This window comes from Bacillus sp. WC2503, from assembly GCF_052682895.1.
Window position 1 is genome coordinate 4,163,739 of the sequence record NZ_JBQYMD010000001.1, and the last position, 22,563, is coordinate 4,186,301.

Genomic DNA, 22,563 nt, shown 5'->3' on the forward strand with positions numbered 1-22,563 from the left:
TATCTATTATTAAGGAGATTTTCAAATTAAGATTGCGGTACAGTCATATCACCAGAATGAATACGACCTGCTTTTTTAAGAGCAATGTAAAGTATATAAGAAACAGCTACTGGAATGATGATATAAGTGATTGCCATAGCTGGAAGAACTCCCCATCCTTGACTGGAAATTAAATTAATTGGTGCGATAAGAGAACTTAATCCAAGACCAGCGATTTCTTTCCCTGCTTCTAATTGGAAAATTAATGCCGATACTGGGCCGACTATCGCACTAGCGACGACAGTCGGGACGAGAATCATTGGATTTTTAGTAATGTTTGGCAACTGTACTTTCGGAGTACAAAGCGCCTGAGCTAATATGCCACCTAAATTATTTTCTTTCGCTGAGATTACAGAGAATCCGATAAACTGAGCAACGCATCCTGCTAGAGCTGCACCACCTGCAACGCCATCTAAGCTAAGTGCGATCGCTAATGCAGCTGATGAAGCTGGAGAGATAAGTAATAGCCCCCAAACTACTGCAATGACGATAGAAGCGATAAACGGGCTACCAGCTGAACTATCTTTAATAAATGCTCCAACTGTATTTAAAACAGGAGTAATATTATGAGATAACCAAATACCAACTAAACCAGAACCTAATATGGCCGCAAATGGAACGAGCATCATATCTAACGCAGTTTTTCCACTTAAACGTTTACCGATATATACAGCTAAAGTTGCTGTTAATAATGCACCGATTGGCTCACCTGTTTTAATGATTAGACCCGCTTCAGTAATTGAAATGGATCCGGCACCAATCGCTCCAGCTACCATCGCTGAAAAGATAACAAGACCGTTTGCACCGAGCATAAAAGCAATGCCGGCACCAATGGCTGGTGCCATAAGTGATTTTGCAACAACTCCGATTGTAATAAGTAATGGAATATCAACAATTCTTCCTATATTTTCGATCAGTAAACCAATTCCGAGGGATACGAAAATACCTTGTGCGATTCCAGCAGATGCTTTAAATACACGAGACATTATATATTCCTTCATTTGTTTCACCTTCTCCTATAAGTTAGTAACCAATTGTTTTCATATAATCACGTAAAATATCGTTTGATTTTGCGAATCGAGATTCTTCGTCCTCTGTTAAGTTTAGTTCTACAACTTCTTTCATACCATCTCTAGTAATAATAGCTGGCACTCCTGTACAAATATCATACTCACCGTACTCTCCATCTAAAATGGCTGATACAGCAATAACACGGTGATCATCGTTAAAGATTGAGCTCGCAATATACGCTAGAGAATTTCCGATTCCGTAATAAGTAGTACCTTTTCGTTTATAAATTTCCCATCCTGCTTTTGCAGTCTTCTCAACAATTTCATCTAAATCTATTTCACCAAATCGTTCTTTTTGCTCCTCTAAAATTTGTAGAATTGGCTTTCCACCAACAGTTACGTGAGACCAAGCAACCATTTGAGAATCACCATGTTCTCCTAATGAATACCCATGAATACTACGAGGATCTACATGTAACATTTCAGATAAAATTGTTCTTAAGCGAGAAGAATCTAGTGATGTACCAGTACCGATCACACGATTTCTAGGTAATCCAGATAATTTCCACACTTCATATGTAATAATATCAACTGGGTTCGATGCAAGTAAGAAAATACCGTCAAATCCACTTTCCATTACGCCGCCAACAACACTTTCCATAATTTTCGCACTCGCTCCTAAAGTATCTAAGCGACTTTGTCCAGGTTTTGGTGCTGGTCCCGCTGTAATAATAACGATGTCCATATCTTTGCAGTCTTCATAGCTTCCTGCATATACTTTTGTTCTTGTATTTGTAAAGTTAATGCAATGTGATAAATCCATCGCTTCCCCAACTGCACGTTCATGATTTATATCAATTAATAATAGCTCTTCGCAAATGCCTTGATTTACAATGGAATATGCACAACTTGATCCAACTAATCCAGTACCGATAATTGCAATTTTTCTTGTATTTCTTTTCATAGCAATCTCTCCTAATTGATCATATAATCTATTTCTTTTGTTCTTTACACTCTTAATTATAGAGATTCCCACGATAGAAACCATGGATACTTTGTGAAATATTGAGCAAAGTTTTTGTCCTTTTTGTGAATTGTTATATTTAATTTTCGTCATATTTGTTACAACTGAAAAAATATTTATTATGTATTTATTGACATATATAAATTGAAACTTCAATCAACCTTTATCCATTGGGCTTTTACGGGACAAAACAAAAAAACGAGCGACTTCATTCGCTCGTTTTTTTCATCCCATTATTCCGCACTTAATTGGCCTTTTAATTGCTGCACAATCATTGGATTCGCAGGTGCTGCCGGTTTGTAATAACTCTTTTGCTTTGCGTACTCATACATATTACGTTGGCGCATTTCATCTTGATTACGAATTTGAATTAATGTTTGGTGTAACTGTTCATTATCAGACTGAGCAATATAATTTGCATAACTTGTTAAACTTGCATTTAATCCTGCTAAATAATCATTTACCATATCTTTTTCATTCATTTCTCTCTTCCTCCTATCCTAAAAAAGTCATTAATTGTTGCTTCGTATTTCGTGCATCTTGCGCATCCTTTTGTAGCATTTGTTTCAACTCTGGATCTGTACACGTCTGTGCATACTGCTCCAACTTGTTAATAATTGTTGCGTGTCCACCGATTAAATGACGTAAGTTTTCTACTTCAAGCTCTGTTAAATTTTGCATGGAATACTCCTGCCTTTCTTTGTTCATTCGTCATTAGTATTTGGTTCTTTTTGGATTATATACATGCATGAATTAACTTCTCCTACCTATAAACAAAATAAAAGATGCATAGCTAGGCCATCCATCTTTTATGCTAAATATTCGTTCAATTTTATAGAGATACAATCATACTTATACTCACAAGTAAATTCCATACAATGTGTAAAATAATACTAGGTATAATAGATTGCGTCTTTTTGTATAACATCGCAAACACAATCCCCATAATCGTCGCCGTAATTAGAAGACCTCCATGAAGAATTCCAAAAATGAAGGAAGAAATAATGATACCAACTAAAAAATTATATTTCTTTTCTAAAAATCGATATAAAATACCTCGAAATAGAATTTCTTCTTTAACCGGTGTAATTATAGCAACACTTAACACATATATAATACTTTGTAGACTATTTTGAAGTCCTAAGCTCCCTAATTGTTTCTGTTGTTCTGCTGCACTTTCAAAACTAAACACATGTAACATTAAATATTGTGATAATGCAATAACCATAAAACCAATTAATAGATATAAATATGTCTTCCCATTCTTCAAAACGGATAAATCCCAAATATATTTAATAAAATGAAGAACTGGTTTATAAGCTAATAAAACGATAGCAACAACAGCTGCATCTAATAAAAGGAAATAGTACCCTTCTAAATTATCACGCAACGCTTCCTCACCATAAATCCCAAAAGCTAAACCAAGGAATAACCCTCCTAGAAGTAAGAATCCTAAAATGATTGCTATCATTACAAATAGATTTTTATATGTTATATTATCTATTTTCCTTTCCACACTATACGCTTCTAACACCGTTTTACTCATACTATTCCTCCATTTGTTTTCATTACCTTAACAAAAATCCTTTAATATAAATATAAGGATAATATAACAAAAATTTCAAAAAGAATAATATGCAATTTTACATATTATGAACGCTTTGTATTCTATAGTTTTAGGAATTATATTATTATAAAATAAAAATTTCTTACTTCCACATCATGATCCCCACTTCATACTAAACCTTATGAATAAAAGGAGAGGTAAACATGAAAACACATGATTTTCTTACTAAGGTGCAAGATAGCTATGACCCTAACCCAAGCCAAGACCCTTTTATATTTATGTTTTTCGGTTTCCTATTAGCGATATACACATACTTAAAACCCACAAAATAATATCATTTAGCAAAAAAGAGCCTCTAAACAATTAAAGGCTCTTTCTAGTTAAATTCCTTTCCGCTTCTTCAATCGCCCGTTGCATTTGCACTAACGGATTTTTAATCATCTTCCCATGCCCTGTCGCTAATATAGACGGCTTATACTCTAGCAATTTCTGAGCGCTTTTTAATGAAACTTCTGCATCCCACGTACCAAACATAGGAAACGGAAAAAGCCACATCAACTGCCCTGCTACCGCCACTCCTCCTCTCGTTTGAAATGCATCTCCAACAATGAGCGCATCATTTCTCGTGTCTAAAAACGCCATTGATCCCGGTGTATGGCCTGGGGCTGCAATTGCTACAAGTGAACCAATTTGATCTCCCTCTTGAAGAAGGATATCTGGAATCGTCTTTATCCTTTTTGACACACTCACTTTTACTTGCGTGCCTGGTTCTCCGAGTTGCAGTGACAAATCCCCTTCAAGTAAACGAGCATCTCTTTCAGAAATATAGACCGAAACATTCGGCAGTTCTTGTTTTATAGCATCAAGCGCTCCTACATGGTCATCATGTGCATGTGTTATAACGATATTCGTAATCGGTTTTCCTAGTTTTCGAGCCGCTTCTAAAATCTTCTTTGCACAAAATGGCAAAGCTGCATCAATTAACGTTAATCCTGTTTCTTCTTCGACAAAGTAACAGTTAATCGGAAATAGACGCGGTAAAAATGCGATTTGATGAACTGTTCCTACTTTTATTAACTTCATCTCCTATCCCTCCATGAAAAAGAGCTGTTTACAAATACATATGTAAAACAACCCTTTTCAAGAATCCATCAATAAAAAAACCAGCAGCCAAACGGCCACTGGTTCCTTTTCATCTATTAAACTGTATAACGCTCATCTTCTAAAATTTTCGCAGCGATTTCACGTTTCTTCGGAATTACGTTAAGTGGCGTGTGACGAGTTAATTTACGTAATGATGATAACATCATGCGCAGCATGTCGCCGTTTTCAACTGCGATAAGTGTTTCTTTCGCATCTGCTTCGATTTCGTTGAATGCTTCTTGGCAGAATACTTCAGTGTATAACACTTTTTGTTTATTCTTTTCAAGACCAGTTGTTTTAATTGCTTTTTCTGTACGAAGAACAGCTGATTCCATTGCATAAAGGTTGCTTACGATGTCAGCGATATTCACAAGAATTTCTTGCTCTTTATCTAATGCTTTACCGTATTTTTGAGCCGCTAATCCAGCTACCATTAAGCCGATTTTCTTCGCGTTAGTTACTAAATATTTTTGAAGTGCTAATGGCTCATCGCCTACTTCTTCTGGCATCATCATCATTAACTCTTCTTGTAATTTTTGTGCTTTTTGAAGAAGTGGTAATTCACCTTTCATCGCTTTACGTAAGAACGTACCTGGTACGATTAGGCGGTTAATTTCGTTCGTTCCTTCGAAAATACGGTTAATACGAGAATCGCGGTACATTCTTTCAATCTCGTATTCTGCCATAAATCCGTAACCACCGTGAATTTGAACACCTTCATCTACTGTATAGTCTAATACTTCAGAACCGAATACTTTATTTAAAGAGCACTCGATTGCATATTCAGCGATAGAAGCTGCTACTGCTTTACCGTCTTTCACTTCTTCTTCAGATAATGTGCTCATGCGGCTTTCGAATAAACCTACTGTACGATATACAGAGCTTTCAGCTGCATATGTTTTCGCTGCCATATTCGCAAGTTTCTCTTGAATTAATGGGAAGCGAGCGATTGGTTGTTTGAACTGTTGACGTTGGTTTGCATATTGTGCTGAAATTTCTACTGCACGTTTCGCAGATCCAACTGTACCAACACCTAATTTATAACGACCGATATTTAAAATGTTGAACGCGATAATATGACCTTTACCGATTTCACCAAGTAAGTTCTCTTTTGGTACTAATGCATCTTCTAAAATTAACGTACGAGTTGAAGAACATTTAATACCCATTTTCTTTTCTTCTGGGCTTGTAGATACGCCAGCATATTCTTTCTCTACGATAAATGCTGAGAAGTGCTCTCCATCGATTTTTGCATATACGATAAATACGTCAGCGAATGCAGAGTTTGTAATCCACTGTTTTTCACCATTTAATACGTAATGTGTACCTTCTGCATTTAAACGTGCAGTTGTTTTTGCACCTAATGCGTCAGATCCTGAACCTGGCTCTGTTAATGCGTATGCAGCTAATTTTTCACCAGTTGCAAGTAATGGTAAATACTTTTTCTTTTGCTCTTCGTTACCGAATAATACGATCGGTAACGATCCAATACCTACGTGAGCACCGTGAGTAATTGCAAAACCACCAGCGCGAGAGAATTTCTCTGCGATTAACGCTGAGCTTACTTTATCAAGACCAATTCCACCGTACTCTTCTGGTACGTCAGCACCTAATAAACCAAGTTCCCCAGCTTCTTTTAAAAGACGAACAGAACGATCAAACTCATGTTGCTCTAAATATTCAAGCTCTGGAAGAACTTCATTTACGATAAAGTCCTCTGTCGTTTTTGCAATCATTTTATGCTCAGATGAAAAATCTTCTGGCGTAAACACTTGATCAATCGTAATCTCATCAACTAAAAAGCTACCGCCTTTAACCGCATTTCCTACTGTTTTTTCCATGAAAATTTCCTCCTTCATATTTTCATGAGCCGCTTCTCTCTTTTTGAAAGAAACTGGCTCTCCCGTTTATTTTTTATAAACCTTTGTTGCTTCCATTCTTTTTTTCATAATCCAGTTCCAGTGGCTAAAACAGTCGGTCGTTTCACCCCTTCCTGTGAGGCAAAAAGCGCCTCTTCGTCAGGGCTTTCAACGCCCTCCTGTTCTGAGCGAGCCACTTCCACTTTTTTTATAATCCAGTTCCAGCGGCTAGAATGTTCGGTGGCTTCGCTTCTTCCTGCGAGGCAAAAAACGCCTCTACGTCTGAAGCTCCATCCCCCTCACATTCTGAACGAGCCGCTTGCACTTTTTTTATAGTAATTCAAACACTCCCGCTGCTCCCATTCCGCCGCCGATACACATTGTTACGATACCGAATTGTTCGTTGCGGCGTTTCATTTCGTGAATAAGAGATAGTGTTAGTTTTGCTCCTGTACAGCCAAGTGGATGTCCAAGTGCAATTGCACCACCGTTTACGTTTACTTTTTCTTCATCTAAACCAAGTTCACGAATAACTTGGATCGATTGAGAAGCGAATGCTTCGTTTAGTTCGAATAAGCCAATATCAGATAGCTCTAAGCCAGCTAGTTTTAACGCTTTTGGAATTGCAGCGATTGGGCCGATTCCCATTACTTCTGGTGGTACGCCAGCTACTGCAAATGAACGGAATTTCGCAAGTGGCTTCATGCCATCGCTCACTGCTTTTTCACGATCCATTAATAGTACAGATGCTGCACCGTCACTCATTTGTGAAGAGTTACCAGCCGTTACAGAACCGCGAACGTTAAATGCTGGACGTAATTTACCTAAAATGTCTAGCGTCGTCTCTGCTCTTACACCTTCGTCTTGTGCGAAAATGATTGTTTCTTCTTGCAATTTATTGTTTGATCCAACCGAGCGTAACGTCACATCTACAGATACTGTTTCATCAGCAAAGTTCCCTGCCGCTAATGCTTTTGCAGCACGTTGATGACTTCTTACTGCAAATGCATCTTGCTCTTCACGAGAAATTCCATATTTCACAGCAACTTGCTCTGCTGTATGTCCCATGCCCATATAATATTCTGGAGCCGCTTCTACAAGGCGACTATTCGGACGAACGACGTGTCCCATCATCGGAACTAAGCTCATTGATTCCGCTCCGCCTGATAATACAGCTTCAGAGTGTCCAAGCATAATGCGCTCTGCTCCATAAGCGATACTTTGTAAACCAGAAGAACAGTAACGGTTAATTGTAATAGCTGGAACATCGTAAGAAAGCCCTGCTAATCCGCCGATATTACGAGCCATATTTAAACCTTGCTCTGCTTCTGGCATCGCACAACCGAAAATTAAATCATCTATTGGTCCTTCATAATTCGCACGCTTTAACGTTTCCTTTACTACTAACGCCCCTAGATCGTCAGGACGAACTGTTTTTAATGAACCCCTCTTTGCTTTTCCAATTGGTGTTCTTGCTCCCGCAACAATGACAGCTTCTCTCATGAACGATATCTCCCCTCGTTATTAGTTACGTAATGGCTTTCCTTTTACAAGCATGTGCTGCATTCTTGCTTGTGATTTCATCTCACTTACTAAGCTAATAAATGCTTCACGTTCTACATCTAATAAATACTGCTCATCAACTTCTGTTCCGTACGGCACTTTTCCGCCCGCAATGACATATGCAAGTTTCTTCGCAATGTGAAGATCATGTTCAGAAATGTAACCAGATAAATGCATTGCTTCTGCACCAAGTACAAGAGTTGCATATCCTGTTTCGCCAACAACTGGTATCTTTTTACGAATCGGTGCTTTATAGCCAGCTTCATATAAAGCAAGTGCTTTCTGTTTCGCATCATATAGTAAGTGATCACCATTCACACTAATACCGTCTTTATCGCCTAAGAAGTTGTTCGATACAGCTTCTTGTGCTGATGTAGAAACTTTCGCCATCGCTACAGATTCGAACACTTTATTCGCAACTTTTTGCAGATCAAACTCTACACCGTTTGGCATTTTATTTAAGTGTTTAATGTATAGCTCTTTATTACCGCCTCCGCCAGGGATTAAGCCAACACCAACTTCTACTAAGCCCATATACGTTTCACTAGAAGCTTGAATGCTAGCAGCCGGTAAGCAAACTTCTGTACCACCACCAAGTGTCATACCGTATGGAGCTGCTACAACTGGCTTAGAAGAGTACTTAATTTTCGTCATTGCATCTTGGAAGTTTTTCACAACCAACTCAATTTCAAAGTAATTGTCGTCTTGTGCTTCCATTAAAATCATTGCAAGGTTAGCACCAACACAGAAGTTCTTCGATTGGTTCCCGATAACAAGACCTTTATAATTCTTTTCTACTTCATCAACAGCGTAGTTAATCATTTGTGTAATATCCATACCGATTGCATTGCTCTTCGAATGGAATTCTAAGCAAAGGATGCCGTCACCTAAATCAATTAAGCTCGCGCCGCTATTTTTCTTTAATACGCCATTTTTCTCTTTTAATTGTTTAAGAGAAATTGCTTTTTTATTACGCTCGATTAGCTTATATTCACCATTATCGTAATAGTAGCTATCGCCGTTATCATGTTTATAGAAAGTAGTAAAACCTTTCTCTACCATTTCTTTTACCCAAGCTGGTACATTTACGCCGTTTTCTTCCATCTTTTGAATCGATTTTTCAACGCCGATTGCATCCCAAATTTCAAATGGTCCTTGCTCCCAACCGAAGCCCCATTTCATCGCTTGATCAATTGCCACGATATCGTCAGCAATTTCTTTATGAAGCTTTGCAGAGTATAAAAGAGTTGGTGTGATGATATTCCATAACAACTCACCTGCGCGGTCTTTCGCGTATACAAGCGCTTTCAATTTATTCGCTAATCCTTTTTCTTGCTTACTTAACTCTACGGATGCAGCTTTTAATTTTTTGCGCGCTTCGTATTCCATCGTTTCAGGATTTAATTCTAAAATTTCTTTTCCTTGTTTTAAGAAGAAGCCTTGACCAGTTTTACTTCCAAGCCATTTTTTATCAAGCATGTCATGCATGAAAGTTGGTACTTTAAATACATCACGCTCTTCTTCTTGTACGTTTTCATATACGTTATTTGCAACGTGTACGAATGTATCTAAACCAACAACATCTAATGTGCGGAACGTTGCGCTCTTCGGACGACCAATTAATGGACCCGTTACAGAATCAACTTCTCCAATGCTATAGCCGCGCTTAATCATTTCTTGAAGCGTTACAAGCAAGCCGTACGTACCAATGCGGTTTCCAATAAAGTTTGGTGTATCTTTTGCGATAACAACGCCTTTTCCAAGAACGTCTTCGCCAAATAATTTCATGAAGCTTAATACTTGTGGATCAGTTTCTTTCGTCGGTATTACCTCTAGAAGTTTTAAATATCGTGGTGGGTTAAAAAAGTGTGTTCCTAAGAAGTGTTTCTGGAAGTCGTCTGAACGACCTTCTGCCATTTTTTCAACGGAAATGCCTGACGTATTTGAGCTAACAATAGAACCTGGTTTACGAACAGCATCTACTCTTTCAAATAATTTCTTTTTAATATCTAAGTTTTCAACTACTACTTCAATAATCCAATCTACATCAGCTAGACGCTCAAGATCATCTTCTAAGTTACCTGCTTCAATCAGTGCTAAATTTCCTTTCACTGTCAGAGGAGCTGGTTTTTGCTTCAATAGTTTTTGCAGTGCCGTATTACTAAAACGATTTCTCACACTTTTATGTTCTAATGTAAGTCCCTTCGCTTCCTCTTCTTTTGTTAGCGCAGGTGGTACAATATCAAGCAATAATGTCGGAATACCAATATTAGCTAAGTGTGCCGCAATTCCTGAACCCATTACGCCTGAACCTAGAACAGCAGCCTTTTTAATTTGGAACATCCAATTCTCCCCCTATTCTTGAATGAATGCTCATTCAATTTTTCGACATAAGTCGCAATCAATGAGTGAGCCTCTACTAATAAATATATGATACTGTTTAAATTTTCGCAATATATTTATTGATAAAATTTTCTGAAATAAATTTTTTTCTTTTATTTGCCCATGCTATATATGTGTATTTTCTTCACTAAAATGCACTTTTCCTTTTTACAATCTGACGAAACTGGAGGAATATATATGGCAAAACTTAAGAAGAACCCCTCAAAAGCTGGAATTAGTGCAGCGAGTGTAACCGGAAATGCAGGTCCGCATAACCACGGTGTGGAAAAAGGACGTCAAGGTAATAACCAACAATATAAGAAGCATAATATGGGCGAAAAATAACGCTATATTTTTGGGCAGAGAACGTGGCATAATGATTAATGGCTGCTTTTTCTGCCCAATTTATTTGTACATATGGAAAACAAAAGAGGGAACGATGATGAAACGAACAATAGTTATGATTGTAATGATTGCTACACTATTTACAGGGATGATTTTCTTCTCTTATGCACAAAGACAACAAACTGTAAGAGTTGATCAGCCTAGTATTACGGGGCAATACGGAATTACAATCGATGCAGACACAGGTGAAATTTTGTATGGCAAACGCGAAGATGAACGCTCTTATCCGGCTAGTATAGCCAAAATGATGACAACCCTTCTCTTACTAGAGAATGTAAAAGAAAATGAAGAAATTACAGTTACAGAAAACGCAATAAAAACAGAAAGTCAAAGTAAAAAAATTAAGCTGCGTGCTGGGGAAAAATTAAAACGGGATGAGGCATTAAAACTTATGCTTATCATTAGTGCAGACCCAATCTCTGAGTCAATTGCAGAACATATCGCGGGATCAAAAAATGAGTTTGTGAAAATGATGAATGCTAGAGCGAAGGAACTTGGTACAAAGCATGCAACTTTCAAAAACGCAAGTGGTGCTGATGCACTTGGAAATAAAGTATCACCATATGACATTGCGATTATTACGAAAGAAGCATTAAAATACCCAATCGTTTTACAATACATGAATTCAGTAAATACAACTCTACATACTTCTGAACGCTCTCCAAAAATCGCAAACTATGGACGAGAGGAACTATATGACGATCCATATGCGATTGGAAGTAAAAGCGGTTTATCTGCACTCGGAAAATATACGGTCGTAACTGTTGATGAGAAAGACGGTAAACGCGTTATTAACGTCGTATTATCTTCTACTCGCGCGCAACTATATCCTGATACGAAGAAAATGGCACATTACGCATTTAAGCAATTAAAATAACCAAGGAGTATGTTCTCCTTGGTTATTTTTTAACCATACCTTTTAATACGAACGCAACGTTCGCTGGACGCTCTGCTAGACGGCGCATGAAATAGCCATACCAGTCGTTTCCATAAGGTACATAAACACGCATCTTGTAGCCTTCTTTTACAAGCTCAAGTTGACGCTCATTACGAATACCATATAACATTTGGAATTCAAATTGGTCTCTTGGAATATTGTGTTCTTCGGCAAGTTTTTTCGTATATTCAATAATTGCTTCGTCATGTGAAGCAATTGCAGTATAATTTCCATTTAATAAGTGCATTTTAATAATTTTTTTATAGTTATCATCTACATCTTTCTTATCCGGGAACGCTACATCTTCAGGTTCTTTATAAGCTCCTTTTACAAGACGTAAATTAGGACTATAAGCATTTAATTCTTCCATATCTTTTTCTGTACGATATAAGTAAGCTTGAATAACTGTACCAATATTATCGTATTCAGATTTTAATTGTTTAAAGATCTCAATTGTTTTCCCGCAGCGCGTATAGTCTTCCATATCAATTGTAATAAACACACCATTTTCTTTTCCAGCTTCTAAAATACGGCGCATATTGTTCATTACGATTTCATCAGAGATATCTAATCCCATAGAAGTCATCTTTAAAGAAAGCTGCGAATTAAGACCTTCTCTTCCAATTGCACGAATCGCTTCAATCGATTCGCTAGCCATTTCATTTGCTTCCGCTTCGTTATCAACAAATTCACCTAAATAATCGATCGTTACACAAAGGCCTTGCTTGTTCAATTGTTTAATAGCTGCTGTCGCTAATTCGATTGTCTCCCCTGCGACAAAACGACCTGCTCCAAAGCGTAAACCGTACTTTTTAGCTAACTTTGTTAGCGCTTTATTTTTTGACAAGAAAAGAAACGAATTTCGCATTAATTGTTCCATGTAATTCACCCCTATGACTGTAATTTATCTGTTTTTTACCCCTCTTCGAAATTATATCATTCTTTAAAATTATTTGATACAAATAATTATTTAGACAATTTATAAAATACTATAAAAACATTTAAAACCTTATATTCTTGCTTACAAATATAAAGGGAATATTTTTCGACATTTAGAAAAAACGGGTTTACTGGGCCTCAAATAGACATGTCGAAAATATTCGACATGTCTATAAAACCCTTTATATTCCATATAAATTATATAAAGATATTAATAAAGTGAAAATTCAATTAGAATAAGGCGGGCCCTCCCCCTCTGATTATTAACCCTCACCAATCGGGTTTTTACGAGATAAAAAAAGCTTAAGGTGACATTCACCTCAAGCTCTCTTATTTTTCATTTCGCTTCTCTTCATTTATCTTTTTTATATCCGAAATTAACTGTACCATTTCTTCTTTCGCATCGGGATACGTCTCATTCCAATGCTTAACTAAAGCCGGCATCGTCTTAGCTATGTAAGAATACAGTGCCCACTTCTGCACCTGTTCTTTTCTTTCTTCATTGCTCTCTCCAAGTAATAGTTCCGTGTATTTCTCTAACAACCCATCAAATTGTTCGTTAAACTTTTCACTCATCTTATCTACCTCCTATATGAAAAAAGCAGCGAAGATCGCTGCTTTTTCTTATAATTTTGATCGAACAGAGTTTAATTTCTTCTCCATTGTGCTTACTTTATCACGACGATCATCGATACGAATTGTTGTCGCAACGCGCTGTGCACCTTTCGTATATGGAACTTCATGCATTTGTTGAATGACTTCTAGAATGACAGGAAGATCTCCTTCAATAATTGTATTCATTGGTGTTAATTGATACTTCACGCGATCTGCATTTTTCTCTAGCACCTTTTGTACTTCTGCTACATATTCACTAACACTTGGATTACCTGTTCCTACCGGAATAATCGATACGTCAACAATTGCCATAGTAGTCTTCCTCCTATACTTGCTTCTTATATATCCATTGTCTATTTTACCGAAATCCTCATCATTTTACTAATTTGTTATTCCTCTATTTTAAATTGCTCAACTAATCTTTCTAAGTCTCTCATGTGCTCCGTCAAGCTTTCCATCGTATGAGCTACCTTTTCTAGATGATTCACTTGAGATTCAGTTGCAGCATTTACCTCTTCCGAAACAGCTGCGCTTTCTTGACTCGTACCGGCAATTGTATGCATTACCTCTGTAATTTCCCCTTGCTCGTGACCTATATTGTTTACTTCTTCTACAATTTTTTCAACTGAGATACTAATCGTATTTACCACCGACATAATTGTACGGAATTCCGCCTCTGCCTCTGTCGTCACTTTATTTTGTATATCAGCAATATCTTTCAATTTACTTACGACCTCTACAACTCGTTTTACTTCTAATTGGACATCGCCAATCATCGTTGCGATTTCTCCTGTTGCCTCTTTTGATTGTTCCGCTAACTTTCGAACTTCCTCAGCCACAACAGCAAATCCCTTACCTTGCTCACCTGCACGTGCTGCTTCAATCGAAGCGTTTAAAGCAAGTAAGTTCGTTTGATCCGAAATACCTTTTATAAGCTCTACAACATTTTGAATCGATCCGACTTTTTGCTCTAACTTACCAGATGCTTCCTCTGTATGAACAACAATCGAAGATGACTCTCCTCTTGTACGAACTAAATTCTGCATCGTATTTAACCCTTGCTTAGATGCCTTTTCCGCTTTACCAGCCACTCCTTCTATTTCACCAACGGAGCTATTCATTTCTTCCACTGACTGCGCCATGTTCTCAAGCTGAGCTGAAACTTCATCTACACTATTGGCAAGAGTAGAAGCTCCCACGCTCACATCATCCATTGCACCTGACACTTCTCTACTAGCGGCCACCGTTTCATTCGTTAAATAATGGAGATTATTCGTTGATTGCTGCACTGTTGATACACTATTTTTAATTTTACTTACCATTTCATTCATTTGCCCAACCATATGATTAAAATGGTTCGTCAGCTCTCCAACCTCATCTTTACTTGTCACTTTCATTTGCAGTGTTAAATCTCCTCCTGCTACTTTTTGAACGTGATTCGTTAATAATTGCAGTGGCCTTGCTAATCTTCTTGAAAATAAATAGGAAGCTACTATTCCAACTAATAAACTAATACATGCCATTATAATGACTGTATTTCTCATACTACTTAACAATCCATCAATTGTTTGTTTCGGATAAAAAATTCCTATCTTCCATTTCATCGCATCAAATAACTGACTATAAACAACTACATCCTCACCTTTTAATGTAGTTTCAGCATATTTTGTAACATCTTTATTCAAACTCTTCAGCAATGGCTCTTTAGAAATATCTTTCCCTATCTTTTCTGGGTAAACAAGAGCTATATTTTTATCATTTATAATAAACATTTCTCCATCATTATTGTATTGAATATTATGAAGTAACTTCTGAATTGTTCCGAGCGATACATCCATCGCAACAACGCCTAATACAGAACCATCTTCAGACGTAATAGCTTTAGAAACCCCTACACTTAACTTTCCTGTCGCGATTTCATATGAAGGTTGTCCCCAATGAACCTTTTTCACATCAGCCTCTGAATCTTTATACCACGGTCTTGTCGTTGGATCATATCCTTCCGGCACTTTTCCACCTTCAGCAAGATTGGCACTTAATGTTTTTTTATCTTTCGTACCAATATATAAATCTAAAATACCAGGATGGTTCTTTTTATACTCCGCAAACTCTTTCGTTAAAAATGCTTCCTCTTCTGGAGTAACTCCATCTTGAATCATATTACGAATCATCTCACTGTTCGCATAATACCCCATATCTTCATCAGTTCTTTGAACAAATGTCGTAAGTTGCTCTGTCACAAGATCCATCGTATTTTGAGAATACTGGTCTAAGGAACTTACTTCTTTCTCTTTCTGTAATTGATACATAGCTGTACCCAATACTACGAACATCATAGAAATAAGCACTGAAAATACTACCGCAATTTTTAAACGTAAACTTCTTAACATCTTTCCCCAAGCATCCCCTTCGCATTAAATTAAAATCTCATTAATCACTATATTAAGTATAATAGATAAAATTAAAAAATTGAAATTAATTCTCACCTTAATACAATTAGAAAACGGACTACCACTTGTGCAAAAACAAATAGTTCATTATCCTTAAAATATAATCTCATTCGTTCGGAGGGAACTATGTTACAAAAATTCGGTTTCTCACAATATGAAAGCCAAGCTTATGAAGTTGTCGTATCAAGCAATGAACCGTTAGATGCTACAACAATTGTGAAGCACTCTGGTGTTCCAAAAGCAAAAATATATGAAGTGCTAGCACGCCTGATAGATAAAGGAATGGTAATGGATTCTGTTTCAGAAAAGAAAAAGTTGTATACAGCATTACCACTAAAACTAGCAATTGAAAAATTAACGACAGAATTCCAATCAAATATTAAAGACTTAGAAACGAATATATCAAAAAAATCATTTACGGATGACCGTGTGTGGAGCTTAAAGATGCAATCTTCTATTCGAGTTCAAAGTAAAGAGCTCATTGAAAGTGCAAAAAAATCGATTCGTATTTCAGCTTGGAATGATACTCTTTCAGAATACCTTCCTTTACTAGAACAAAAAGCAAAACAAGGCGTCCAAATTGAGTCCCTTATAGTTGGAAAAGTAGAAACAGATTTAGAAAACATGCATTTTCTAATCCCAGCTGAAGAACCTAATGCATTAGAGCGCTACTTACTACTCATCGTTGACGACCGTGAAATTTTATTTGCTGGTGTAGAACAAGAGTCATGGCAAGCAATGAAAACAATGTCACAACCTTTCGTGAAGTTCTTTACAGAATTCTTCTATCATGACGTTGCACTTGCGAAAATTACCCAGAAACACCATGATCTCTTTATGGAAGATGAGGAAATTAAGAATTTGTTGATGAAATTAAGATACTAATTAAATAATAAAAAGGAGTCTAGTTTTTCACTTAGACTCCTTTTCATTTTGTTCCTTTATATCCATCAACAGCTCAATGATTTTCTCATTTTGCTCCACTTGTTTCTCTGAATTTTGATAAATGAAACGAACCCATCTAAAGAGAAAAATTACAAGAAAGAATGGTATGATCGTAAATAAAAAACCAATGATTGAAAAACTTGAATACATATACTATCACCTCGCTATATATACCTTCTTCATTTTTCTACTAACCCCTTCCATTTTTTACAAATAAAAAAAGAACCTATCAAACGATAGATTCTTCTTTCACAAACTGAGTAGAACGTCCTCTCGTAATGGAGAAAATCGCACAAAGCAGTGCTAATATAATAAAGCCACCGCCTACCCAAGCGTTATATATAACAGATGATTTTTCAATAACAACTCCGCCTACTGTTGAACCGAGCGCAATTCCTAAGTGAAGGGCAGAGTTATTTAAACTTTGCTGAATACCAGCTGATTCTGGTGCAATTTCAATTAAGTAATTTTGTTGTGCTGGTGAAATAGCCCAGCTCAGCATACTCCAAAGTCCCATCATAATAATGAAGAGCGGGAATGAAAATGTCATCATTGGCAACATAAAGATTGCACATGCAAATACGATAATGATGGAAATAATACTTTTCTTCGATCCCCATTTATCAGCAAGCAAGCCCCCAAGGCCGCCTCCAAGTACCGCTGCGATTCCGAAAATGAAGTAAAACACACTAATCCAGTTCGCTTCCACATGCATCACATCTTTTAAAAATGGTGTTAAGTATGCATACAGTGTTAAATGACCTGTTAAAAATAAAAATGATGTTAACTGTGCACTCACAATTTTTTTATCTTTCAACGTAGCAATTTGCTCTCTTATTGATAACACCGATGTCGGCGGTACTTTCGTTAAGAATACTGAAATACAAGCGATTGCCATAACTGTTAATATCGAAATGAATACAAATGGTGCACGCCATCCATATGCATTGCCGAGCACAAGACCAAGTGGTACCCCAAGTACGAGAGAGCCACTAATCCCCATGAAAATAATTCCAATTGCACGCGCACGAAAATGCGGTTCTACAACGCTAGAAGCAAGTGTTACAGATAGCGCAATAATTAATGAACCACTTGCCGCACAAATTACCCTTGAGAACATTAACATTTCGTAATTTACACTAAATGCTGAAATAATATTTCCGATTAAGAAAATTGATAATGCCCCAATGTATAATGTTTTTCTTTCAAACTTTCCTGTTACCGCTAATAAAACTGGACCTGATAAAGCAAATACTACTGAAAATATTGTTATAAGCTGACCAGCTGCGCTAATAGATACTCCTAAATCATTGGCAACTAAATCAAGCGTTCCTCCTATAATTAGCTCAACCGTTCCGACTACGAAAGCCGCAATAGCTAAAATATATACACGAAAATTCAAGTCTTTCCCCACGCTTTCTATTTTGGTTACTACTATTATAGTAACCAAAATAGAAACTGTAAGCAAGTACAATTTTTTTACAATAAAAAAGGTAGGCGCATTATACACCTACCCCTCCATCATTCAGTTTCTTTCTTCTTATTTAAATACCAATACACCGGAAGTCCCGTAAAGACAATTCCAATTGATAAGAAACAACTTACCGGATCATTGATAATTGCACTACCAATTACAAAGAACGAACCTAAAATCGCTACGATTGGTACGATTGGGAATAAAGGTACACTATATGCACGCTCTTTATTCTTATTACGTTTTCTTAAAATGAAGACACCAATAAACGTCATTACATAGAAAATATAAATAATGAATACGGAAATCTCAGATAGCTTATTTGGATCACTAATAATCATTAAAATAATTCCTAAAATGATTTCAACAGTAATCGCATTTGCTGGTGTTTTAAATCTTGGACTTTCCTTTGCAATAAACTTAGCAAATGGAAGTTGTCCACGTTCTGCCATCGACATCGGGATACGCGGGAACGTTAAAATCTTTCCATTTAAACAACCGAAAATAGAAACGATAATACCGATACTAATAATTTTTCCGCCATATTCTCCAAGTAGCATGCCTGCAGCTGTCGCTGTTGCATTTTCTCCAAGGTCTACAATTTGTGTTGCTGGTAATACATTCAGTAACGCTAAGTTAATTAATACGTAAGCAGCAGTTACAATTAAAATACCAACTGTCATTGCCTTCGGTAATAACTTTGTTGGATTCTTCATTTCTCCGCCTATGGAAGCGAGTAAAATCCAACCGTCATAAGCAAATAAAGTTGCTAAAATTGCCATACCTATACTTTGATTTTCTGATATCGGCACTACTACGTTAAAAATATCACTATTTCCTTTCCAAAAGCCTAATACAACAATTAAAATGATCGGAATCATCTTCCCTATTGTCGTAACCGTTTGGACGATACCTCCATATTTTGTCCCCATACTATTTACAACGCCTAGGAACACAACGGTACCAATTGCGATTGGTAAATTCCATACTTTATCTAAATAGAAAAAATTGATCATTAAAGAACTAAAATACAACCCTAACGTTCCAATAATAGCTGGGCCATACACAATCGTTTGCATCCAGCCTGATAAATACCCCCAAAAACTTCCGTAAATCTCCTCTAAATACGTATACAACCCACCATTTTTCGGGATTTGCGCTCCAATTTCAGCTACTGTTAAACCACTTGCTAGTGTCAACAGACCACCAATTACCCAAGCAAGAATAGCCATATTAGAACTCCCTGAGTAATCTAATACGCTCCCTGGTTTCATAAACACACCAGATCCAATGATAGTCCCTACTACGATAGAAAGCGCTACTGTTAAACCAATTTTGTTTTTCTCATCATGATGCATGCTGCGTATCCTCCTTCCAATCCTAGTGTGATGCAAAAATGAAATAAAAAAACACTCCTCCCTAAAAAAGGGACGAGTGTTATAATCGTGGTTCCACCCTTGTTTCAATTCGCAAAGTGACATACTTCACCAATTTCTCAAGTCTAAATAACGGTTTTTGCCGGCAAGCAATTACTAGGTATCCGTTCACTGCTGCAGTTCAGAGGTGGTAATCTATTTTCCCGTACTAGGAAGCTCACAGCCAAAGGCTTCCCTCTCTGAGAATCGTAAAAAATTGATCATGTCCTCATCATCACTTCTTGATGTCGAATTTTGTAGTTATTGTTCATTATATTGAATTGTTAGAAAAAATCAATATATTTTTTATATAACATAAGAAATATTTCTCTTCTTATATTATAACAGAAGGTACGACACTTCTCCATTTCCCTAAAAATGGTACAATCCATTTAGGAGGTGCACCAATAATGATTGCTGTCTTTTGTATCATCGCTACGTTTCTCTCTGTTCTATTCGCTATCATGCATCGGCAAAAGTATCCTGGTTATAGCATTTTAGCGGTAGCTATTATGCCAGCTGTTTCCTTCTACGTATTGGGTAAATATCAATATACGGAAGTGTTTATCGGTTTTGCAATCTTCTACTGCATCTTTGGATACATACTAACAATGAAAAGAATTTTATTGAATCATTAAAAGAGACCGATTTCTATAAGTAGAAATCGGTCCTCGCATGTACCTTCCGGTTGCCCACACGAAAGATACATAGCTCAATTATTTATCTTCTTTTTTCATAAAAAATTTATGATGTGGAAGATTCACATTTAATTCCTCTAATTGTTTCTTTTCATTTTCTAGAACTGCTTTTGCTTTTGCCTTTGTTGCTTCATCTAATCCCGCGAAGATGTCTTCATGCTTCTCTTTCTCTGGAAGTTTCACGCCTAACTTTGTTAATTCTTCTTTTGCTTGTTCACGTGTTAATTTTCCGGATTTCTCTTGCTCTAAAATCGATTTCGCTTTTGCTTTCGCCTGATCATCTAATCCTGCAAACATATCCTTATGTTTACCCTTCTCTGGCAATTTCACGCCTAGCTTTGTTAATTCTTCTTTTGCTTGTTCACGTGTTAATTTTCCGGATTTCTCTTGCTCTAAAATTGACTTCGCTTTTGCTTTCGCCTGATCATCTAATTCTGCAAACATATCCTTGTGTTTACCCTTCTCCGGCAATTTCACACCTAGCTTTGTTAATTCTTCTTGCGCTTGTTCATGTGTTAACTTCCCAGATTTCTCTTTCTCTAAAATTGATTTCGCTTTTGCTTTCGCCTGATAATCTAATCCTGCAAACATATCTTTTCGTTTCTCTTTCTCAGGTAGCTTTACACCTAGCTCCTCTAATTGTTTCTTTGTATCGTCCATAATTGTTTTCACTTTTTGTTTTGTAGCGTCATCTAAATCTTTCTTCACCGTTTTTGTAGGTTGATCCGCTGCTGGAGTATTCGTTGCCGCAAATGCTGGTACACCCACTCCTCCTATAATTCCAAATGATAAAGCACCTGCAATTGCTAAATACCCAACTGTTTTCTTCTTCATAGGAAATTTCCTCCTTCATATTTCTAAAGCATGTACACTTTCGTATACAATGCCTATAGTAATATTGGTTTCTTAAAATACCCTTAACGACTTAACAAAAAAACACCGCTCATCACGAGCGGCGTTGTTCTAAGCTTTTTGTAATTGTAATTCTTCACGTTCCATTATTTTTCTTAATACAATTGTTTGTGTCATTGTAAATAGGTTACCTGTAATCCAATACAGTACAAGACCTGATGGCGCCGCAAATCCCATAAATAGAATCATTGCTGGCATCATAATTTGCTGCATTTTTAGCATTTGTACTTGTTCTCCAGGTGTGATATTAGATTGGAAAACTTTCATCTGAATAAATGTCGTTAACGCTGCAATAATCGGTAATATATGATATGGATCTGCATGTCCTAAGTTCACCCATAAAAATGAAGATGTGCGAATCTCTTCTGTTCGGCTAATCGCATAATACAAAGCAGAGAAAATCGGCATTTGTATAAAAATTGGCCAACAACCAGCAAGTGGATTCCAACCGCCTGATTTCATTAGTTCTGACATTTCTTTTTGATACTGCTTTTGTTTTTCAAGATCTTTGCTTACATCACCGTATTTTTTCTTTAACTTCTGCAATTCAGGTTGCATTTTTTTCATTTTCGCTTGGCTACGGTATTGTGAAACAGCTAATGGAATCATTGCTGAACGAATAACGAGCGTCATGATAATGATCGCAATCCCGAAGCTAGCTCCAGGTATATGATGAGCAACAAATTGAATCATAAACGAGATTGGATATACAAAGTAATGATCCCAAATCCCAGTACTATGTGCATCAATTGGGGCCGCATTACTGCAACCAGATAAAACAAAAACAAGTAATAATGATAAACTAACGAGCACAGCTCGATATGATTTTAACATGTTCATTCCTCCAATGTTTCGTAATTATTTAGCGAAACATTGGTGTATACGGACCGATCTCGTCATTCTCTTCACTTGATTCTTGTCTGCGAACAGAACGAATCATTCCATATTTATAAAAAATAGAAAATAGCGTTACATTTCCTGCACTATCTTCACATGTATCAACTAACGCAAAAGCTCTTTGTTTACCGCTCGATGCTTGCTGACGCACAAAGCGAGAAACATTGGCAAGGAAGAAAACTTCTAATAAACAAAGCGCCGTTGTTACAAACGATATATATAGAATTGCATCCTGCAATAAAAATTCCATCGCTTCACATCCTTAATAAGCTCATTTTAGCACATCGGA

Annotated in this window: 23 protein-coding genes and 1 other annotated feature; of the genes, 4 read left to right on the forward strand and 19 right to left on the reverse strand. The window is 36.8% G+C overall.

Annotated features, from left to right (window positions below; genetic code table 11):
- Positions 1-26: 26 nt before the first annotated feature.
- The 9 genes from ACUN26_RS21590 to ACUN26_RS21630 form a co-directional block, all read right to left on the reverse strand.
- Positions 27-1,040: a PTS transporter subunit IIC gene (locus ACUN26_RS21590; protein WP_000666180.1), complete on the reverse strand. Its 1,014-nt coding sequence runs from the start codon at positions 1,038-1,040 to the stop codon at positions 27-29.
- 22 nt (positions 1,041-1,062) lie between these two features.
- The gene (locus ACUN26_RS21595; RefSeq protein WP_000828231.1) at positions 1,063-2,013 is read right to left on the reverse strand and encodes an L-lactate dehydrogenase; all 951 of its coding nucleotides are present in this window, start codon (positions 2,011-2,013) and stop codon (positions 1,063-1,065) included.
- 293 nt (positions 2,014-2,306) lie between these two features.
- Positions 2,307-2,555 carry a spore coat protein gene (locus ACUN26_RS21600; RefSeq protein ID WP_001002985.1) on the reverse strand — a complete coding sequence of 83 codons (249 nt, stop codon included), beginning with the start codon at positions 2,553-2,555 and terminating at the stop codon, positions 2,307-2,309.
- Positions 2,556-2,568: 13 nt separating this feature from the next.
- Positions 2,569-2,754 (reverse strand): hypothetical protein, encoded by a 186-nt coding sequence (locus tag ACUN26_RS21605; protein WP_001180553.1) that lies wholly within the window; start codon positions 2,752-2,754, stop codon positions 2,569-2,571.
- A gap of 151 nt (positions 2,755-2,905) precedes the next feature.
- Complete coding sequence (locus ACUN26_RS21610; protein ID WP_000048028.1) at positions 2,906-3,619, reverse strand: CPBP family intramembrane glutamic endopeptidase; 714 nt, start codon at positions 3,617-3,619, stop codon at positions 2,906-2,908.
- Positions 3,620-4,003: 384 nt separating this feature from the next.
- On the reverse strand, positions 4,004-4,723 hold the full coding sequence (locus tag ACUN26_RS21615) for an MBL fold metallo-hydrolase (protein ID WP_000767046.1): 720 nt from the start codon (positions 4,721-4,723) through the stop codon (positions 4,004-4,006).
- A 116-nt stretch (positions 4,724-4,839) separates the two neighbouring features.
- Positions 4,840-6,624 carry an acyl-CoA dehydrogenase family protein gene (locus ACUN26_RS21620; RefSeq protein WP_000416287.1) on the reverse strand — a complete coding sequence of 595 codons (1,785 nt, stop codon included), beginning with the start codon at positions 6,622-6,624 and terminating at the stop codon, positions 4,840-4,842.
- Between the two features lie 348 nt (positions 6,625-6,972).
- Positions 6,973-8,145 carry an acetyl-CoA C-acetyltransferase gene (locus ACUN26_RS21625; protein WP_001206331.1) on the reverse strand — a complete coding sequence of 391 codons (1,173 nt, stop codon included), beginning with the start codon at positions 8,143-8,145 and terminating at the stop codon, positions 6,973-6,975.
- Positions 8,146-8,166: 21 nt separating this feature from the next.
- Positions 8,167-10,548: a 3-hydroxyacyl-CoA dehydrogenase/enoyl-CoA hydratase family protein gene (locus tag ACUN26_RS21630; protein WP_000486351.1), complete on the reverse strand. Its 2,382-nt coding sequence runs from the start codon at positions 10,546-10,548 to the stop codon at positions 8,167-8,169.
- A gap of 237 nt (positions 10,549-10,785) precedes the next feature.
- On the opposite strand from ACUN26_RS21630, the gene ACUN26_RS21635 reads away from it, so the two are divergent.
- On the forward strand, positions 10,786-10,932 hold the full coding sequence (locus ACUN26_RS21635; protein ID WP_001096344.1) for a YuzL family protein: 147 nt from the start codon (positions 10,786-10,788) through the stop codon (positions 10,930-10,932).
- 97 nt (positions 10,933-11,029) lie between these two features.
- Complete coding sequence (locus ACUN26_RS21640) at positions 11,030-11,869, forward strand: D-alanyl-D-alanine carboxypeptidase family protein (RefSeq protein ID WP_000831489.1); 840 nt, start codon at positions 11,030-11,032, stop codon at positions 11,867-11,869.
- A gap of 22 nt (positions 11,870-11,891) precedes the next feature.
- Here the strand turns inward: ACUN26_RS21640 and ACUN26_RS21645 are convergent, their stop codons facing one another.
- From ACUN26_RS21645 to ACUN26_RS21660, 4 genes are all read right to left on the reverse strand, one after another.
- Positions 11,892-12,809 carry a proline dehydrogenase family protein gene (locus tag ACUN26_RS21645; RefSeq protein ID WP_000436777.1) on the reverse strand — a complete coding sequence of 306 codons (918 nt, stop codon included), beginning with the start codon at positions 12,807-12,809 and terminating at the stop codon, positions 11,892-11,894.
- Positions 12,810-13,198: 389 nt separating this feature from the next.
- Complete coding sequence (locus ACUN26_RS21650) at positions 13,199-13,444, reverse strand: YusU family protein (RefSeq protein ID WP_001290590.1); 246 nt, start codon at positions 13,442-13,444, stop codon at positions 13,199-13,201.
- Between the two features lie 48 nt (positions 13,445-13,492).
- On the reverse strand, positions 13,493-13,795 hold the full coding sequence (locus ACUN26_RS21655; protein WP_001018860.1) for an MTH1187 family thiamine-binding protein: 303 nt from the start codon (positions 13,793-13,795) through the stop codon (positions 13,493-13,495).
- Positions 13,796-13,872: 77 nt separating this feature from the next.
- On the reverse strand, positions 13,873-15,873 hold the full coding sequence (locus tag ACUN26_RS21660) for a methyl-accepting chemotaxis protein (protein WP_000946374.1): 2,001 nt from the start codon (positions 15,871-15,873) through the stop codon (positions 13,873-13,875).
- A 186-nt stretch (positions 15,874-16,059) separates the two neighbouring features.
- On the opposite strand from ACUN26_RS21660, the gene ACUN26_RS21665 reads away from it, so the two are divergent.
- Positions 16,060-16,818 (forward strand): TrmB family transcriptional regulator, encoded by a 759-nt coding sequence (locus tag ACUN26_RS21665; RefSeq protein ID WP_000939470.1) that lies wholly within the window; start codon positions 16,060-16,062, stop codon positions 16,816-16,818.
- 27 nt (positions 16,819-16,845) lie between these two features.
- Here the strand turns inward: ACUN26_RS21665 and ACUN26_RS21670 are convergent, their stop codons facing one another.
- From ACUN26_RS21670 to ACUN26_RS21680, 3 genes are all read right to left on the reverse strand, one after another.
- The gene (locus ACUN26_RS21670) at positions 16,846-17,028 is read right to left on the reverse strand and encodes a hypothetical protein (RefSeq protein WP_000287384.1); all 183 of its coding nucleotides are present in this window, start codon (positions 17,026-17,028) and stop codon (positions 16,846-16,848) included.
- A 79-nt stretch (positions 17,029-17,107) separates the two neighbouring features.
- Entirely contained in the window at positions 17,108-18,292 is a 1,185-nt protein-coding gene (locus ACUN26_RS21675) for an MFS transporter (RefSeq protein WP_002039857.1), read from the reverse strand.
- Positions 18,293-18,399: 107 nt separating this feature from the next.
- Entirely contained in the window at positions 18,400-19,710 is a 1,311-nt protein-coding gene (locus tag ACUN26_RS21680) for an APC family permease (RefSeq protein WP_000546326.1), read from the reverse strand.
- A 65-nt stretch (positions 19,711-19,775) separates the two neighbouring features.
- Positions 19,776-20,012: a binding site (T-box leader), on the reverse strand.
- Positions 20,013-20,177: 165 nt separating this feature from the next.
- On the opposite strand from ACUN26_RS21680, the gene ACUN26_RS21685 reads away from it, so the two are divergent.
- Positions 20,178-20,405 (forward strand): hypothetical protein, encoded by a 228-nt coding sequence (locus ACUN26_RS21685; RefSeq protein ID WP_000562240.1) that lies wholly within the window; start codon positions 20,178-20,180, stop codon positions 20,403-20,405.
- 78 nt (positions 20,406-20,483) lie between these two features.
- Here ACUN26_RS21685 and ACUN26_RS21690 read toward each other — a convergent pair whose 3' ends face one another.
- The 3 genes from ACUN26_RS21690 to ACUN26_RS21700 all read right to left on the reverse strand — a co-directional run bounded on the left by ACUN26_RS21690 (position 20,484) and on the right by ACUN26_RS21700 (position 22,524).
- Positions 20,484-21,299 (reverse strand): hypothetical protein, encoded by an 816-nt coding sequence (locus ACUN26_RS21690; RefSeq protein WP_000730868.1) that lies wholly within the window; start codon positions 21,297-21,299, stop codon positions 20,484-20,486.
- 129 nt (positions 21,300-21,428) lie between these two features.
- Positions 21,429-22,211: a membrane protein insertase YidC gene (gene yidC, locus ACUN26_RS21695; protein ID WP_000920530.1), complete on the reverse strand. Its 783-nt coding sequence runs from the start codon at positions 22,209-22,211 to the stop codon at positions 21,429-21,431.
- A gap of 28 nt (positions 22,212-22,239) precedes the next feature.
- Positions 22,240-22,524: a hypothetical protein gene (locus ACUN26_RS21700; protein WP_000394927.1), complete on the reverse strand. Its 285-nt coding sequence runs from the start codon at positions 22,522-22,524 to the stop codon at positions 22,240-22,242.
- Between the last annotated feature and the right edge of the window lie 39 nt (positions 22,525-22,563).